13 protein-coding genes are annotated in these 16,033 nt (G+C 71.5%); 6 read left to right on the plus strand and 7 right to left on the minus strand.

From position 1 onward, the window contains the following. The first annotated feature begins 30 nt into the window (after positions 1 to 30). Together Q9R13_RS18130 and Q9R13_RS18135 are read left to right on the plus strand one after the other, a co-directional pair. Complete coding sequence (locus tag Q9R13_RS18130) at positions 31 to 1,443, plus strand: magnesium chelatase (RefSeq protein WP_310962570.1); 1,413 nt, start codon at positions 31 to 33, stop codon at positions 1,441 to 1,443. Further along, positions 1,436 to 3,502, plus strand: coding sequence for a VWA domain-containing protein (locus Q9R13_RS18135; protein ID WP_310962571.1), 2,067 nt, complete (start codon positions 1,436 to 1,438; stop codon positions 3,500 to 3,502). The genes Q9R13_RS18130 and Q9R13_RS18135 overlap by 8 nt, the downstream gene beginning before the upstream one ends. 22 nt (positions 3,503 to 3,524) lie before the next feature. Here the strand turns inward: Q9R13_RS18135 and Q9R13_RS18140 are convergent, their stop codons facing one another. Next, a complete protein-coding gene (locus Q9R13_RS18140) occupies positions 3,525 to 4,763 on the minus strand; it encodes an MFS transporter (RefSeq protein ID WP_310962572.1) in 1,239 nt (412 codons plus the stop codon). A 135-nt stretch (positions 4,764 to 4,898) separates the two neighbouring features. Between Q9R13_RS18140 and Q9R13_RS18145 the strand changes: the two genes are divergently transcribed. Beyond that, positions 4,899 to 6,263 carry a GH1 family beta-glucosidase gene (locus Q9R13_RS18145; RefSeq protein WP_310962573.1) on the plus strand — a complete coding sequence of 455 codons (1,365 nt, stop codon included), beginning with the start codon at positions 4,899 to 4,901 and terminating at the stop codon, positions 6,261 to 6,263. 13 nt (positions 6,264 to 6,276) lie between these two features. Here the strand turns inward: Q9R13_RS18145 and Q9R13_RS18150 are convergent, their stop codons facing one another. Genes Q9R13_RS18150 through Q9R13_RS18160 form a run of 3 tightly spaced genes read right to left on the minus strand, consistent with a single transcriptional unit; the run spans position 6,277 to position 9,267 of the window. Further along, positions 6,277 to 7,137, minus strand: coding sequence for an ABC transporter permease (locus tag Q9R13_RS18150; RefSeq protein WP_310962574.1), 861 nt, complete (start codon positions 7,135 to 7,137; stop codon positions 6,277 to 6,279). Continuing rightward, entirely contained in the window at positions 7,124 to 8,098 is a 975-nt protein-coding gene (locus Q9R13_RS18155) for an ABC transporter ATP-binding protein (protein ID WP_310962575.1), read from the minus strand. The genes Q9R13_RS18150 and Q9R13_RS18155 overlap by 14 nt, the downstream gene beginning before the upstream one ends. Before the next feature lie 8 nt (positions 8,099 to 8,106). After that, positions 8,107 to 9,267, minus strand: coding sequence for a LolA family protein (locus Q9R13_RS18160; RefSeq protein ID WP_310962576.1), 1,161 nt, complete (start codon positions 9,265 to 9,267; stop codon positions 8,107 to 8,109). 92 nt (positions 9,268 to 9,359) lie between these two features. Here Q9R13_RS18160 and Q9R13_RS18165 point away from each other — a divergent pair, with 92 nt between their 5' ends. Together Q9R13_RS18165 and Q9R13_RS18170 are read left to right on the plus strand one after the other, a co-directional pair. Further along, positions 9,360 to 10,016 (plus strand): response regulator transcription factor, encoded by a 657-nt coding sequence (locus tag Q9R13_RS18165; protein WP_310962577.1) that lies wholly within the window; start codon positions 9,360 to 9,362, stop codon positions 10,014 to 10,016. Between the two features lie 3 nt (positions 10,017 to 10,019). After that, positions 10,020 to 11,381: a sensor histidine kinase gene (locus Q9R13_RS18170; protein WP_310962578.1), complete on the plus strand. Its 1,362-nt coding sequence runs from the start codon at positions 10,020 to 10,022 to the stop codon at positions 11,379 to 11,381. A gap of 298 nt (positions 11,382 to 11,679) precedes the next feature. Here Q9R13_RS18170 and Q9R13_RS18175 read toward each other — a convergent pair whose 3' ends face one another. Together Q9R13_RS18175 and Q9R13_RS18180 are read right to left on the minus strand one after the other, a co-directional pair. Next, on the minus strand, positions 11,680 to 12,732 hold the full coding sequence (locus Q9R13_RS18175; RefSeq protein ID WP_310962579.1) for an acyl-CoA dehydrogenase family protein: 1,053 nt from the start codon (positions 12,730 to 12,732) through the stop codon (positions 11,680 to 11,682). A gap of 18 nt (positions 12,733 to 12,750) precedes the next feature. Then, positions 12,751 to 13,902, minus strand: coding sequence for an acyl-CoA dehydrogenase family protein (locus Q9R13_RS18180; RefSeq protein WP_310962580.1), 1,152 nt, complete (start codon positions 13,900 to 13,902; stop codon positions 12,751 to 12,753). Between the two features lie 75 nt (positions 13,903 to 13,977). On the opposite strand from Q9R13_RS18180, the gene Q9R13_RS18185 reads away from it, so the two are divergent. Continuing rightward, complete coding sequence (locus tag Q9R13_RS18185) at positions 13,978 to 14,394, plus strand: hypothetical protein (RefSeq protein ID WP_310962581.1); 417 nt, start codon at positions 13,978 to 13,980, stop codon at positions 14,392 to 14,394. Between the two features lie 25 nt (positions 14,395 to 14,419). Here the strand turns inward: Q9R13_RS18185 and Q9R13_RS18190 are convergent, their stop codons facing one another. Next, positions 14,420 to 16,018 carry an MXAN_6640 family putative metalloprotease gene (locus Q9R13_RS18190; protein ID WP_310962582.1) on the minus strand — a complete coding sequence of 533 codons (1,599 nt, stop codon included), beginning with the start codon at positions 16,016 to 16,018 and terminating at the stop codon, positions 14,420 to 14,422. Between the last annotated feature and the right edge of the window lie 15 nt (positions 16,019 to 16,033).

Consider the following 16,033-nt stretch of genomic DNA (forward strand, 5'->3'; position numbering starts at 1 on the left):
CCCCGTTGTGCGGCTGAGTAGCGTGAGTGCGTGACGGAAACGACCACCCCTCCCGCCCTGCACACCGTCGGCCAGCTGCGTGCCAGCGGTCACCAGCACCGCGGGCTGCGCGACGAGATCCGGGCGAACCTGCTCGCCATGCTGGCCGCCGGCGAGGACCCCTGGCCCGGCCTGCACGGCTTCGAGTCCACCGTCATCCCGCAGCTCGAGCGGGCGCTGATCGCGGGTCATGACGTGGTGCTGCTCGGCGAGCGGGGACAGGGCAAGACCCGGCTGCTGCGCACCCTCGTCGGGCTGCTCGACGAGTGGACCCCGGTCATCGAGGGCAGCGAGCTGGGCGAGCACCCCTACGAGCCCGTCACCGCCGCGTCGAGGCGGCGCGTCGCCGAGCTCGGCGACGAGCTGCCGGTCGCCTGGCGGCATCGCGAGGAGCGGTACGCCGAGAAGCTGGCCACGCCGGACACATCGGTGGCCGACCTGATCGGCGACGTCGACCCGATGAAAGTGGCCGAGGGCCGCTCGCTCGGCGACCCCGAGACGATCCACTTCGGACTGATCCCGCGCAGCCATCGGGGGATCGTCGCGATCAACGAGCTGCCCGATCTCGCCGAGCGCATCCAGGTGGCGATGCTCAACGTGATGGAGGAGCGGGACATCCAGATCCGCGGCTATGTCCTGCGGCTCCCGCTGGACGTGCTCGTGGTCGCCTCGGCCAACCCGGAGGACTACACCAACCGCGGCCGGATCATCACCCCGCTCAAGGACCGCTTCGGTGCCGAGATCCGCACCCACTACCCGACCCGGATCGAGGACGAGATCGCGGTGATCCGTCAGGAGGCACACCTGGTCGCCGACGTACCCGACCACCTCGTGGAGATCCTGGCCCGGTTCACCCGGGAGCTGCGGGGGTCGAACGCGATCGACCAGCGCTCCGGGGTGTCCGCACGGTTCGCGATCGCGGGCGCCGAGACGGTGGCTGCCGCGGCGTTGCACCGGGCCACCGTGCGCGGCGAGCCGGAGGCGGTCGCCCGCATCGTCGACCTCGAGACCGCGGTCGATGTGCTCGGCGGCAAGGTGGAGTTCGAGACCGGCGAGGAGGGCCGCGAGGCCGAGATCCTGGAGCACCTGCTGCGACTCGCCACCGCACAGACCGTCACCGCGCACCTGGCCGGGATCGACCTGGGTCTGCTCGTGCAGGCGGTCGAGAACGGCGCCAGCGTCACCACCGGCGAACAGGTCACCGCTCGAGACTTCCTCGCCGGGCTGCCCGCGCTGGGCGAGTCCGACCTCTACGACCAGGTCATGGAGCGCCTCGGTGCGCACAACGACGGCCAGCGCGCCGGGGCGGTCGAGCTCGCCCTGGAGGGTCTGTTCCTGGCCCGCAGGATCGACAAGACCGTTCCCGAGATCCGTGGGTCCGGTGGGGAGACCGTCTATGGCTGACCCGTTCGTCGGCCGGCACCGGTCCCGCTACGCCCGCTACACCGGCGGGCCGGACCCGCTCGCGCCCCCCGTCGACCTGGCGGAGGCGCTGGACGCCATCGGCGCGGACGTGATGGCCGGCTACTCCCCGGAGCGGGCGATGCGGGAGTTCCTCCGCCGTGGCCCTTCGAGAGCCTCAGGACAAGCGGCCGACCGGCGCGGTCTCGACGATCTGGCCCGCCAGGTCGCGGAGAAGCGTCGGGAGCTGCTCCAGCGGCACTCCCTCGACGGCACCCTGCAGCAGGTTCGCGAGCTGCTGGACCACGCGGTGCTCGAGGAGCGCAAGCAGCTGGCCCGCGACGTCGCGATGGACGACGCCGACCGATCGTTCCGGGAGATGCAGCTGGGCAACCTGCCGCCGTCGACCGCGGCCGCGGTGACCGAGCTGTCGTCGTACGACTGGCAGAGCCGGCAGGCGCGGGAGGACTACGAGCAGATCAAGGACCTGCTCGGCAGGGAGCTGCTCGACCAGCGCTTCGCCGGCATGAAGCAGGCGCTCGAGGGAGCGACCGACGAGGACCGCGCCCGCGTCAACGCGATGCTCACCGACCTCAACGAGCTGCTCGAGAAGCACGCCCTCGGTGCGGACACCCCGGAGGACTTCGCGCAGTTCATGGACCGGCACGGCGACTTCTTCCCGGAGAACCCGCGCGACGTCGACGAGTTGCTCGACGCGCTGGCGAAGCGGTCCGCCGCCGCCCAGCGGATGCTGAACTCGATGACGCCCGAGCAGCGCGAGGAGCTGATGCAGCTGTCTCAGCAGGCGTTCGGATCGCCGGAGCTGACCGAGCAGCTGGCCCGGATGGACGCCAACCTGCAGGCGCTGCGTCCGGGCGAGGACTGGGGAGGCTCGGAGCAGTTCGAGGGCCAGGATGGGCTCGGCCTGGGCGACGGCACCGGTGTGCTGCAGGACCTCGCGGAGCTCGACGAGCTCTCCGAGGAGCTCTCCCAGTCGTACGGCGGCGCCCGGCTGGACGACCTCGACCTCGATGCGCTGGCGCGACAGCTCGGCGACCAGGCTGCCGTCGACGCCCGGACCCTGCAACAGCTCGAGCGCGCCCTGCGCGACACCGGGTACCTCAAGAGGGGCACCGACGGGCAGCTGCGGCTGTCCCCGAAGGCGATGCGTCAGCTCGGCCGGGCGCTGTTGCGCGATGTGGCCACCCGGATGTCGGGCCGGCAGGGCCAACGGGACCTGCGTCACGCCGGGGCCGCGGGCGAGCTCAGCGGCGCGAGCCGGCCCTGGGCCTTCGGCGACACCGAGCCGTGGAACGTCACCCGGACGATCACCAACGCGATCCAGCGGACCGTGGCTGAGGGCGGCTCCGCAGCGGGCGGCGTACGGCTGTCGATCGAGGACGTCGAGGTCCACGAGACCGAGGCGCGCACCCAGGCCGCGGTGGCGCTGCTCGTGGACACCTCCTTCTCGATGGCGATGGACGGCCGCTGGGTGCCGATGAAGCGCACCGCGTTGGCGCTGCACCAGCTGATCACCTCCCGGTTCCGTGGGGACGCCCTCCAGCTGATCGGCTTCGGGCGGCACGCCGAGGTGATGGACATCGAGCAGCTCACCGCGCTCGACGCGATGTGGGCGAAGGGCACCAACCTGCACCACGCGCTGCTGCTCGCGAACCGGCACTTCCGCAAGCACCCCCAGGCCCAGCCGGTGCTGCTGATCGTGACCGACGGCGAGCCGACCTCCCACCTCGAGCCCGACGGTGAGGTGTACTTCGGCTATCCGCCGCACCCGCTCACGATCGCCTACAGCGTCCGCGAGCTCGACAACGCCGGCCGGCTCGGCGCTCAGGTGACGTTCTTCCGGTTGGGCGCCGATCCCGGGCTGGCCCGGTTCGTCGACTCGATGGCACGGCGCGTGGACGGCCGGGTGGTCGCCCCCGAGCTCGACGACCTCGGCGCCGCCGTGGTGGGCAGCTACCTCGGCTCGCGCGCCTCCCGCGTTGGCGGTGCCGGTGACCACCTCGGCGACTGGTACACGGGACGGGGGTTCTGGGTCGGCTGACCGGGCCCGGCCGGTAGTCGGGTCAGCGCACTGACCGGATCCGGTAGACCATCGCGGCCCCGGCCAGGGTGATCACGCCTGCTGCGCCGAAGAGCATGGGGTATCCGCCCAGCGTGGTGATGAAGAGCCCGCCCAGCAGCGGACCCAGCGCCTGGGGCAACACCGATCCGATGTTCATCAGGCCGAGGTCCTTGGCACGGTCCTCGGCGCTGGGCAGCACCGCCGTGATCAGGGCCTGGTCGACCGACATGAACGCGCCGTACCCGGCGCCGAGCAGCGCCGCGCCGACCATCGCGGTGTCCCACGACGGAAGGGCTGCGAGCAGCAGGGCGGCGACGGCCTGGAGGCAGGACGCCACGGCGACGAAGACCCGGCGCCGGCCGGTGCGGTCCGACCAGATGCCGCCGAGGTAGGTCGCGAGCACGGTGAAGACCAGATAGACCAGGGTCAGTTGCACCAGGCGCGAGTCGGGGTCCGGGACCTTCAGGTCATCGCGCAGGAAGAACAGCAGCTCGGTGGTGCCGAAGGCGTTGCCGAGGTTGACCAGCAGCCGGCCGCCGAAGGCCCAGGCGAAGTCGGGGTGGTCGCGTGGGCTGATCCACATTCCCCGGGCCACCGACCGGACCGAGAGCGGGGGAGCGGTCGCGGCCGGCGGCGCGTCCCGGTGGCCCAGCAGGAACGGCAGCGAGAACACCAGCAGGCCGAGGGCGAGCGCGACGAAGCGACCCATCGTGCCCAGGCCCTGGACGGCGAGCAGCCCGACCAGGATGCCCACCGCCTGCGGGCCGTAGATGGCTGCCGAGGCCATTCCGCGTTGGGACTCGGGCACCTCGTCGGCGATCACCGCGGTCAGACCGGCGGCCATCGCGTTGTTGCCGAGCGATGCCAGCACCCAGCAGCCGCCCAGCGCCACCCAGTCGGTCTGCAGCCCGGAGAGCAGCAGGCCGAGCACGAAAACGACCACACCGCCCAGCACCCACACCCGACGACGTCCGAGCCGGGAGCTGGTCCGGTCGCACAGCGCGCCGAAGAGCGGCAGCGTGACGATCGCGACCACGCCGACCCCGCCGTTGATCCAGCCGAAGTCGCTGATCCGGTGGGCATGGTCGATCCGGTCCAGCTGGTCCGGCAGCACCAGCTGGATCGGCACCAGCCAGGCCATCCAGATGCCGAACCAGACCAGCGTGAACCGCGTGGTCCAGCCGCGCGAGACGGGTCGGTCGGGCCCCACCCAGGGCGTCGTGGTCACCTGCTCGGTCATCCGCCCCTCCGCGATCCCTCCCCGACGGTCCATCTGGCCCGCGGTGCGAGGCTAGTGGCACCGGACCGGGGAGGGTCAACACGCACCGACACGGGCGGGTTTGACCCGGTCGCCCCCGGACCCGATCATCGGGCCATGACGAAGCGCGCTCCCCGGTCCGCAGCGTCGGAGTTCTGGTGGGGGACGGCGACGTCGGCGTACCAGATCGAGGGCGCGACGTCCGTCAACGGGCGCGGACCGTCCACCTGGGACACGTTCTGCGCCGAGCCCGGCCGGATCGCCGACGGCTCCACTGGCGAGGTCTCCTGCGACCACTACCGCCGGTACGCCGAGGACGTCGCGCTGATGGGAGAGCTCGGTGTCAACGCCTACCGGTTCTCGATCGCGTGGCCGCGGGTGCTGCCCACCGGCGTTGGCCCGGTGAACGACGCCGGTCTCGACTTCTACGACCGGCTGGTCGACGCGCTGCTCGCGGCCGGGGTGACACCCGTCCCCACGCTCTTCCACTGGGACACCCCGCAGCCACTCGAGGACGCGGGCGGCTGGCTCGGGCGCGACATCGCCCACCGATTCGCCGACTACGTCGACGTGGTCGCCGCTCGGCTCGCCGACCGGGTCCACGATTGGATCACCATCAACGAGCCGCGCGAGCTGACGATGCTGGGCTACGCCCTCGGCGTGCATGCTCCCGGGCGCACCGCGATGTTCGACGCGCTGCCCGCGGCGCACCACCTCCTGCTCGGCCACGGCCTGGCCGCCGACGCGCTGCACGCCGCGGGCGTGGCCACGGTGGGCGTCGCGGCGAGCCACGCGCCGGTGTGGCCGGCCAGCGACGAGCCCGCCGACACCGACGCGGCCGCACTGTTCGACCTGCTCGACAACTGGCTCTTCGCCGATGCGCTGGTGCGCGGAAGCTACCCCGAGGACCTGCTGCCGCTGCTGCCCCCGGGGGCCACGGACGACCTGCCGTCGATCGGCGGCCGGCTGGACTGGTACGGCGTCAACTACTACAACCCGATCCGGGTGGGCGCTGCGGTGGCAGGAGCGGACCAGGTGGACGGGATCACGCTGCCGGAGGGGCTGCCGTTCTCCGCTGACATCACCGGCGTACCGATGACCGACTTCGGCTGGCCCGTCGTACCCGAGGGGTTGACCCAGATGCTCCGCCTCCTCGTCGAGCGCTACGGCGACGACCTGCCGCCGCTGGTCATCACCGAGAACGGTTGCTCCTATGCCGACGGCCCCGGTCCGGACGGTCGGGTGCACGACGTACGCCGGATCGACTACCTACGCGACCACCTCGGGGCACTCGACGCCGCGGTCTCGGCCGGCGTCGACGTACGCGGCTACTTCTGCTGGTCGCTGTTGGACAACTTCGAGTGGGCCGAGGGCTACCGGCAGCGGTTCGGGCTGGTGCACGTCGACTTCGCCACCGGGACGCGCACGCCGAAGGACTCCTTCGGTTGGTACGCCGAGCACATCCGCGCCGCCCGCGGCTGAAGGGCCGGAGGACTCAGCTGGTGACGTCCTTGGTGGAGAACCGGGCCCACGCCGCGAGCAGGAACACCGCGACGTACGCCACTGCTGAGTAGAGGCCGTGCTCGATGCCGCTCCACGCCACCGGAGTGCGCAGCAGATCGCCGAAGCTGGTCCAGTTGTGCACGATCAGGTAGGGGTGCAGGAACGACACCTGCGGGATGCTGTCGAGCACGAAGCTCGCCCCGCTGAACACGATCGTGGCGAGCATCGCGGCGATCGGCTGTTCGGTGAGCGTGGAGAGGAAGATCCCGACGGCGCCGAGCGCGGTCAGGCAGACCCCCAGGTACGCGGTGGCGGCCACCACGCGCAGCAGTCCCTCGCCGAAGCCGAGCTCGGTGCCCGAGAGCGTGGTGAGGTTCCCACCGCCGAAGAGGATCAGCCCCATCACCATGCCGACGACGGTGACGACGAACGCCGCGGCGAAGCTGAACACCAGCACGCCGGCGAACTTCACCGCGAGCAGCCGGATCCGGCCCACCGGGACGGTCAGCAGGTAGCGCAGCGTGCCGGTGTTGGCCTCGCCGGCGACCGAGTCGCCTGCGACCAGTGAGATCGCGAGCGGCAGGAAGAGGCCCATCTCGATGGTGAGCGCAGCGAGCGCGACGAACAGCCCGTTCTGGGTGATCGAGCCGAAGAAGTCCGGCGCCTCACGGCCCGGGCGCGAGAGCGAGGTCTTCACCGCGATCGAGATCAGCAACGGCGGGCCGGCCAACACCAGCAGCGCGAGCTGGTTGCGACGGCGGCCGAAGATCAGCCGCAGCTCGGAGCGCAGGAAGCGCGACGACCACGACCTGCCTGCGGGTACGGGCAGGGTGACGCTCTCAACCGCTGACATCGAATCCCTCTCCGGTGAGTGCCACGAAGGCGTCCTCGAGGCTGGGGGTGACCACCTGGAAGCCGGTGACGGCCAGGCCCTGGTGCACGCACGCGGCGACCACCTTCTCCGGAGCCACCTCGGCAAGGTCGCCCAGCACAACGCCCTGCTCGACGCAGACCCCCTGCACGCCGAGCTGGCGGAGGACACCGGCGGCGGCGCGGGGCTGGTCGGTCTCGAGTCGCACCCGCCGTCGTACGCCGCCCACCACCGAGGCGACCGGTCCCTGGGCGACCAGGCGACCGACGTGCATCACGCCCACGTGGGTGCAGACCTGCTCGATCTCGGAGAGCAGGTGGCTGGAGACCAGCACGGTGCGGCCCTCGTCGGCCAGATCGGCGACCAGGTGTCGCACCTCGCGGGTGCCCTGGGGGTCCAGGCCGTTGGTGGGCTCGTCCAGCACCAGCAGCTCCTTGGGGGTGAGCAGTGCTCCGGCGATGGCGAGCCGCTGGCGCATGCCCAGTGAGTACGCCCGGTAGCGCTTGGTCGCGGCCGGCAGCAGACCGACCCGGTCGAGCGCCGCATCCACCCGGGCCGCGCTGGTGCGCGGGTCGGCCCGCCGGTCGGCGGCGTCGAGCCGCTCGAGGTTGGCCCTGCCGGACAGGTAGAGGTGGAAGGCCGGGCCCTCCACCAGCGCACCGACCCGGGGGAGTGCGTCGGCGAGCCGGTCGCGATCCGCGCCGAGCAGGCTCAGCTCACCCGCGGTGGGGGTGATCAGACCGAGCAGCATCCTGATCGTGGTGGTCTTGCCCGACCCGTTCGGCCCGAGGAACCCGTAGACCGCGCCGGTCGGTACGTCCAGGTCGATGCCGTTGACCGCCAGCTGCTGGCCGAAGCGCTTGCTCAGGTTGCGGGTGGTGACCGCGGACGCCGTTCGGGTGCCACCGCTGACCGGACCGGGACGGTACGGAGCGCTGGTCACTGTCGGACTCACCGGCCCGCCAGTGCGGCGTACAGCTGGCTCGGCGGTACGGCGCCCACGGCAAGCCTGCCGTCATCGGTCAGCAGCGCGGAGAAGACGGTCCCCGCCAGCAGCCGCCCCGAGCCCCAGGTGCCGTGCACCTCGGGAAGCTTGGCCAGCACCGCGCCGAGGGGGCCGGCCTTCTTGCCGCCGGGCGAGGTCAGCTCGGCGAGTGCCTTCGAGGGAAGGTGCGTGACCAGCACGGTGCTCCAGTCGGAGCCGACCACGGTCGGTCGCAGAGGCGTGCCCGTGTGCCCGGCGGCGCGGTGGTCCTTCATGACCTTGCCTCCCGGCATCAGGTCGGAGAGCTTGCCCTGCGTGACCTTGGTGCCCGGGGGTGGGTTGAAGCCGAAGACCGACATCGACGGCGTGCTCGGGTCGAAGGAGGTGAAGCCCACCGAGAACACCGGGTCCTTGGTTCCGTTCGCGTAGACCTGCACCCGGGTCGGCACGTGTGTCCGGCCGTCGATCGCGATCTGGACCGACTCGATGAGCGTCTTGCTCGTCCGTGGCGCGAGGGTGAGCAGGTACGCCGGGCGGTTGGCCACCACCGCGGTGCCGTTGGTCGTGACGGTGGTGCTCGGGGAGATCGCGGACAGCGCCTTCTCGGCGGCCTGCTGCGGGGTGAGGGCCTGCCCGGGCAGCGCCGGGCCGCCGGCGTGGTGACGAGAGCCGGAGTCGGTGGGCAGGACCCAGTGCTCGGCCGTGCCGCGGGTGGCGCTCGAGCTGGACCAGCTCCACAGGTCGCGGCCGTTGCGGATCAGGTCGGACTCGCCCAGCTGCCCCAGCAGGGCGAGTCGGACGTGCTCGGGGCCGGCGTACCAGGTGCGCAGGGTGTGCGTCCCGGACAGCAGCGCGGTCATGCTGGAGTCGCTGCCGGCCAGCCCGGAGACGGCACCGGTCGGCAGTGCGGGCAGGCCGAGGTCGGCGTTCTGCACGATCGTGCCGGACAGGCCGGCGAGCTTGGCGTGCTCGACGTCGACCAGGAGTTGCGCGGCCGAGCGCGGGGCGAGGTCGGCGTGGGCGGCGCTGGTCAGCGCGGACACCACGGAGCCGCCGGCGATGAAGAGGACTGCGGTGGCGAGTGGGGCGACCCAGCGCGTCACGGGTCGTTGCAGGAGCGAGGTCATGGTGTGAAGCATGCGCCCCGGGCGCTGTGGAATCGCTGAGAAACTGTGGGCGTGCTCAGCGGCGCCGGACGCGGGCGTGTCAGGGTGAGGGCATGCGGCTGCTGCTGGTCGAGGACGAGGCCCGGCTGGCCCATGCCCTGCGCCGCGGGCTCGCCGCCGACGGGTTCCAGGTCGACGTCGCCGGCGACGGGGCCTCTGGTCTCGAGGCCGCTCGCACCGGCAACTACGCCGCGATCCTGCTGGATGTGATGTTGCCGCGGCTCTCCGGCTACGAGGTGGTCCGGCGGATGCGGGCGGAGCAGAACTGGGTGCCGGTGATGATGCTGTCCGCCAAGGACGGCCCGCACGACCAGGCCGACGGACTCGACTACGGCGCCGACGACTACCTCACCAAGCCGTTCTCCTACGTGGTGCTGTTGGCGCGGCTGCGGGCGTTGCTGCGTCGGGGGCACGAGGCTCGGCCGACCGTCCTCGAGGCGGCCGACCTGCGCCTCGACCCGGCGACCCGCGAGGTCACCTCGGCCGGGGAGCCGGTGACGCTGACTCCGCGCGAGTACGCCGTACTCGAGCACCTGCTGCGCCACCCCGACCGGGTGGTCACCAAGATCGAGCTGCTCGACCAGGTGTGGGACGCCAACGCCGAGCTGGACCCCAACGTCGTCGAGGTCTACGTCGGCTACCTCCGCCGGAAGCTGGGCCGGGACGCGATCCGGACGGTGCGCGGTGTGGGCTACCGCATCGGGGGCTGAGCCATGCATCCCGCGGCCGGCCGGCTGACCCTGCGCACCCGGCTGCTGATGGTCGGGGTGCTCGGGCTGGCGGTCTCCCTGGGCATCGGGGCGGTCGCGCTGTACGTCGTACTGAGGTACTCGGGCCTGCACAGTCTCGATCGGGACGCCCACGCGAGCGCCGACCAGGTGGTGCAGCTGGTGCAGGCCGGGCACCTGCCCGATCCGATCCCAGTCACCGGCGACCAGATCGTGCAGGTCGTCGACCGGCGCGACCGGGTGGTCAGCGCCTCGGTCAACGGCGACCTGCTCACCGCGCTGCTGCGTCCGAGCGAGCAGGCCCGTGCTGAGCGGTCGCCGATCCAGGTGCCGGGATCGCGGATGGGGCAGGCCGGCCGGCTGCGGGTCATCGCGCAGGCCGTCCCCGGCACCGACCGGACCGTCGTCGTCGCGCAGGGACTCGATGAGGTGCAGCGCAGTCTGCGGCTGCTGCGCAACGCCGCACTGGTGATCTTCCCGCTGTTGCTGGTCGCGCTCGGTCTGATCGCCGCACGTGCGATCGGGGCAGCCCTGCGCCCCGTCGAGCAGTTGCGTGTCGGCGCCGAGCGGATCTCCGGCTCCGGTCGCCAGGAGCGACTGCCGGTGCCGCGCTCGGCCGACGAGATCCGTGCGCTCGCACTCACCCTGAACTCGATGCTGGACCGGCTCGCGCAGTCGCGGGAGCGGCAGCGCTCCTTCGTGGCCGACGTGGCCCACGAGCTGCGCAGCCCACTCACGTCGATCCGCACCCAGCTCGAGGTCGCCCAACGGATGGGGGAGCTGAGCAGCGCCGACGGCAGCCTGGTCGACGACCTGCACGTCGACGTGCTGCGGATGGGTGCGCTGGTCGAGGATCTGCTCACCCTCGCCCGCCTCGACGCCGATGCCGCGCCGATGTCGCCGCCGCAGCCGGTGCCGGTGGCGCCGATCCTCGCCGAGGTGGCCGCTCGCCATCGCGGCTCGTCCGCCAGCGTGCGGGTCGAAGGCTGCCCGACGGATCTCGAGGTGGCGGCCACCCCCGAGGAGCTGACCCGGGTCGTCGGGAACCTGGTCGACAACGCGGTGCGGCACGCCGACCGCCGGGTCCTGCTTTCGGCCGGGTCGTCGGGACAGCGGGTGGTCCTGCGGGTGGACGACGACGGTCCCGGTATCGCCGAGCAGGACCGCGGACGAGTGCTGGAGCGCTTCACCCGTCTCGACGAGTCTCGGGACCGCGATGCCGGGGGGAGCGGGCTCGGACTCGCGATCGTCCACGAGCTCGTCGTACGCCGCGGCGGCGCCGTACGACTCGTCAGCTCACCCCTCGGCGGTCTGCGCGCCGAGGTTGATCTCCCCCGCCCCTCCTGACCCGTCGAGGCGGCGCAAATGTGCAGCGCAGGTAGGCCGAGGCGGCGCAGCTTTGCAGCGCACGTACGTCGAGGCGGCGCAGCTTTGCAGCGCACGTACGTCGAGGCGGCGCAAACGTGCAGCGGGGCGTTCGACTGGGCGGTGTACCGCGACTCTCAAGTGCCGCAAAGTTGAGCCGCCTCGGCCCGGATGCGCCGCAAAATTGAGCCGCCTCGGCCCCGAAGCGCTGCAAAATACTGCCGCCTCGGCCCCGATGTGCTGCGAAGTTGCGCCGCCTCGACGAACCCCCCGGGACCGATCAGCCCATCGGGTCGAGGACGGTGTGGTCGGTGAGGGAGCTGGACAGCTGGGCCACCATCGTGCGGTCGTCGCCGAGCCAGTGGTTGATGGCGGTCAGCCGGGCGGTGTGATGGCCGACGGCGTACTCGGCAGTCATCCCGATGCCGCCGTGCAGCTGGATCGCCTCCTGGCCGATGTGCCGGCCGGCGCGGGCCACCTGCAGCTTCGCGCGGGCGGCCGCGTCGACGACCTGCTCGGGCATGCCGTCGGCGGCGACCATCGTCGCCCAGTTGACGATGCTGCGGGTCAGCTCGAGCGAGGTGTAGCAGTCCGCCGCACGGAAGGTCAGCGCCTGGAAGCGGTTCAGCGTGACGCCGAACTGCTGCCGGGTCCGCAGGTATTCGGTGGTGAGTCGCAGGGCGGTGTCCATCGCCCCGAGCGCCTCGGCGCAGAGCGCGATCCGCGCCCGGGCCGTCACCAGCGCGATCGCGGCGGACGCGTCGCCGCCGGTGCCGAGCGGGGTCACCGCGTCGCGGTCGAAGTCGAGTCGAGCCGCTCGGCCGCCGTCGTACGTCGAGTAGCCCGTCGCCGCGGCGGGTCGGTCACCGACGAAGAGCTCGGTGCCCACCTGCCACACGATGGTGTCGGCGCGGGCTCCCTGGATCACCGGCTCGGCGGCACCGCGGCCGTCGTCGGGGACGGCAGCGAAGGCCAGCAGCCGCTCTCCGGACGCCAGCGCGCCGAGCAGGTCGGAGCGCTGGTCCTCGGAGCCCGCCTCAGCGACCAGGCCGCCGGCCAGCACGATAGCGGCGACGAACGGTTCGGGAGCGACGACCCGGCCGATCTCCTCGGCGACCACGCCCACCTCGATGGGCCCGGCGCCCATGCCGCCGTCGGCCTCGGCGAAGGGCAGCCCGAGCAGGCCCATCTCGGCGTACCGCCCCCACATCGACTCGTCGAAGCCCGGGTCGGTGGCGCACACCTCGCGACGGTGCTCGGCGTCGTACACCTTCAGCAGCCCTCGTACGGCGTCACGGAGCGCGCTCTGCTCCTCGTCGAGTGTGAAGTCCATGTCTGTCTCCAGTCCGGGTCAGAGCCCGAGGATCGTGCCGGCGATGATCTGACGCTGGATCTCGTTCGATCCGCCGTAGATCGAGGCCTTGCGGAGGTTGAGGTACGTCGGAGCCGCCAGCGCCGCCCACTCCGGAACCGTGTCGGATCCGGTGGAGAGCGACAGCGGCCCGGCCACGTCGACGGCCAGCTCGGAGACCGCCTGTTGCAGCTCGGTGCCCTTCAGCTTCAGCACCGACGAAGCCGGGTGCGGCTTGCCGTCCGCGGAGTGCGCGACGACGCGCAGCGCGGTCAGGTCCAGGGCGAGCAGCTCGTTCTCCAGCTCCACGATCCGGGCGGCCAGCACCGGGTCGGCCAGCGCGCCGGTCTCCTCTGCGTGCTGCTTGACCCCGGCGAGCGCACGTTTGGTCGCGGCGACGGGGGCGACCCCGACGCGCTCGTTGCCGAGCAGGAACTTCGCGTAGCTCCAGCCGGCGTTCTCCTCGCCGACCAGCAGGTCGCCGGGCACCCGGACGTCGGAGAAGAAGACCTCGTTGACCTCGAAGCCACCGTCGATGAGCTCGATCGGTCGGATCGTGACACCGGGGGAGTCCATCGGGAAGAGCAGCATCGAGATGCCCTTCTGCTTGCGCTCGGCCTCGGGGTCGGTGCGCACCAGGCAGAAGATCCAGTCGGCGTACTGGCCCAGCGTGGTCCACGTCTTCTGGCCGTTCACGATCCAGTCGTCCCCGTCGCGCACCGCACGCGTGGTCAGCGAGGCGAGGTCGGAGCCGGCGTTGGGCTCGGAGAAGCCCTGGCACCACCAGATGTCGAGGTTCGCGGTGGCCGGCAGGAACCGCTCCTTGAGCTGCTGGCTGCCGAAGTTCGCGATGACCGGGCCGATCATGGTCGCGTTGAAGGCCAGCGGCGGCGGCACGCAGGCCAGTTGCATCTCCTCGTGCCAGATGTGCCGCTGCAGCGGGGTCCAGTCCCGGCCACCCCACTCGACCGGCCAGTTGGGCACCGCGAGCCCGGCAGCGTTCAGGATCTGCTGGGTGTGCACGATCCCGTCCTTGCCGACATGCTTGCCGAGGGCGATCGCGGCCCGGTACTCCTCGGGCACCTTCGTGGTGAAGAACGTCCGCAGCTCCTCGCGGAACGCGGTCTCCTCCTCGGTGAGTCGCAGCTTCATACCGGCAACGTAGTCCATCCTTGGTCGCAGACACCCGGGAAGTCGCGCCCGGGAACAGGCCCGGAGGAGACAGCCATGGTCGACCCGATGGAGCTTCTGACCGGTGCCCAGCGCAAGGCGCTGGGCATGGCGAGCGAGGCCTTCGACGGCGTGATGCAGGCCGGCAGGTCGGGCATCAGCCAACCCGAGGAGGCGGTACGGCGGCTCACCACGCTGGTCGCCGCGATCGGTGACCTGGCGGCATCGAGCACCAAGCCGATGGAGGCGCTGCTGGCCAACCAGCGCAACCTGGCCAACGCGATGGCCGCCTTCGCCACGTTGCAGGCCGAGATGGCCGAGGTGCTCGGGACGGTCGCAGCCAGTCACGCCGCCGTCGTCGACGCGCTGGAGCGGCTGGCCAGCCCTGCCCTGACCGTCAGCGAGCTGATCCGCAGCGAGCCCGCCGTGAAGAAGGCGCAACGCAAGGCGTCACCGAAGTCCCGCCGTAGCTAGGCCCAGCTGCGCCGTACGGCGAGTCCTAGGCGACGCGAGCCTTCACCGCGAAGGACCGGTTGTCGTCCACGCCGCGGCCACCGCACGAGTAGTCGTAGCCATCGCCGCAGTCGTGCATCCGGGTCGAGCCGTTGGTCAGCACGATCACGACGGAGGCCACCTGCCGGTGACCGAAGGCGTACGTGTGGCGACCGTTGCCCCACTTGTTGAGCCTGAAGGAACCCATCTTCAGGCGGCCGTCGCGGAACCGCACCTGGTAGGTCGCCGCGGCGCCGCGGGCGCGTCGGGGTGCGTTGACCCTGACCACGACCTTGCGGTGCGAGCCGAGGCGCTTGCCGGGGTACAACCGCAGCGGCGCGCTGGACAGGTGCAGGAGGCGGACCGACAGCGTTCCGGTCGGGTGGCTGCGGGTCACCGTGCGGGTCGCCCAGAAATGCGCCGGTTTGTAGGCGCTGCGCTCGGGGTAGGTGTGCCGGGGCAGGGTGTTCCAGGCCCCGAACATCGCGAGCACCTTTCGGGGGTTTCGATGGTGCTGCGTGATCACCTCGCGCACCGCGCGCAGCGAGTAGACGCCGGGGTGCGTGGCGTCGGCGTGCTGCCAGATCTGGCGCACCACCTTGCGGGACCCGAGGTACCGGGTGAGGAACTTGAAGAACGCGAAGTCGCCGTACACCGAGTAGGTGCCGTCGAAGTCGAGGGCCCATTGGGGGTGCCGGATGGGGGACACCGGGAGGTACTGGTAGTAGTCGTTGATGCTGTTGTAGACCTCGTCCTCCATCCAGACCGCGGTGCCCTCCATCAGCCATTTGTCCTCGCCGGTGTCGTAGGCGTACTGGATGGCGTGGAAGAACTCGTGCGCGGCGGTGACCTTGAGCGACTTGGTCGGTGAGCTCGGGTAGCCCACAAAGTCGTTGTCGAGCACGCAGTACGCCGGACTGTGCCGGGTCGGTGAGCCGCCCGTCGGGCTGCAGTAGCCGTAGAGACCTTGGCTGCGCAGGTCTCGCAGGTCGATCTCGATGCGATGGTTGGGCTCGCTGGGGTCGATCAGAGGGTGCTTGTAGCCCAGCGTGCCGACCTCGGTCGCGTAGACGTGCTCCAGGGTGCGGGCGACCTGGACGGCGTACGTCGTGGTGGCGCGGTTGGCGCTCAACGGGTTGCTCGTGAACACGACGTCGAAGTGTCGGGACTCGACCACGCACGTGCTGGTCGAGCAGCCACTCGCTGCGGCGAGGCTGACCCGGTCCGCGTGGGTGGTGTCGCTCATCGGGCTGGTCAGCAGCCGGTCCGCGAGCCGGCGGTCGGCGCCGTGCAGCGAGGGCCGGGCCTGCCACAGGTCCCGCAGTGCGGGCGTGGCGTCGCGGAACGGCAGCACTCGTCGCCCGTCCGCCGAGGAACGCGGGGCGAGCAGCTCGTGAGCGGTCTGCAGCGCCTGCACGGCCACGCCGTGGGAGAGTCGGGGCAGCAGGCCCGCTCCGGGTCCGTTCGGTGACTGACCGGGCGTCGCGCCGACAGGCGCCGGGGCCGGTGCCGGCGTCGGGTCGGCCCCGGCTGGCGCAGCGGCAACGACCACGGTGACCGAGATGGCGACCGCCAAGGTGAGCAGGGTCCCCAGACGTTTATGCACCCAAGGATGGTACGT

It is taken from the genome of Nocardioides marmorisolisilvae, from assembly GCF_031656915.1.
Lineage (GTDB): Bacteria > Actinomycetota > Actinomycetes > Propionibacteriales > Nocardioidaceae > Marmoricola > Marmoricola terrisoli.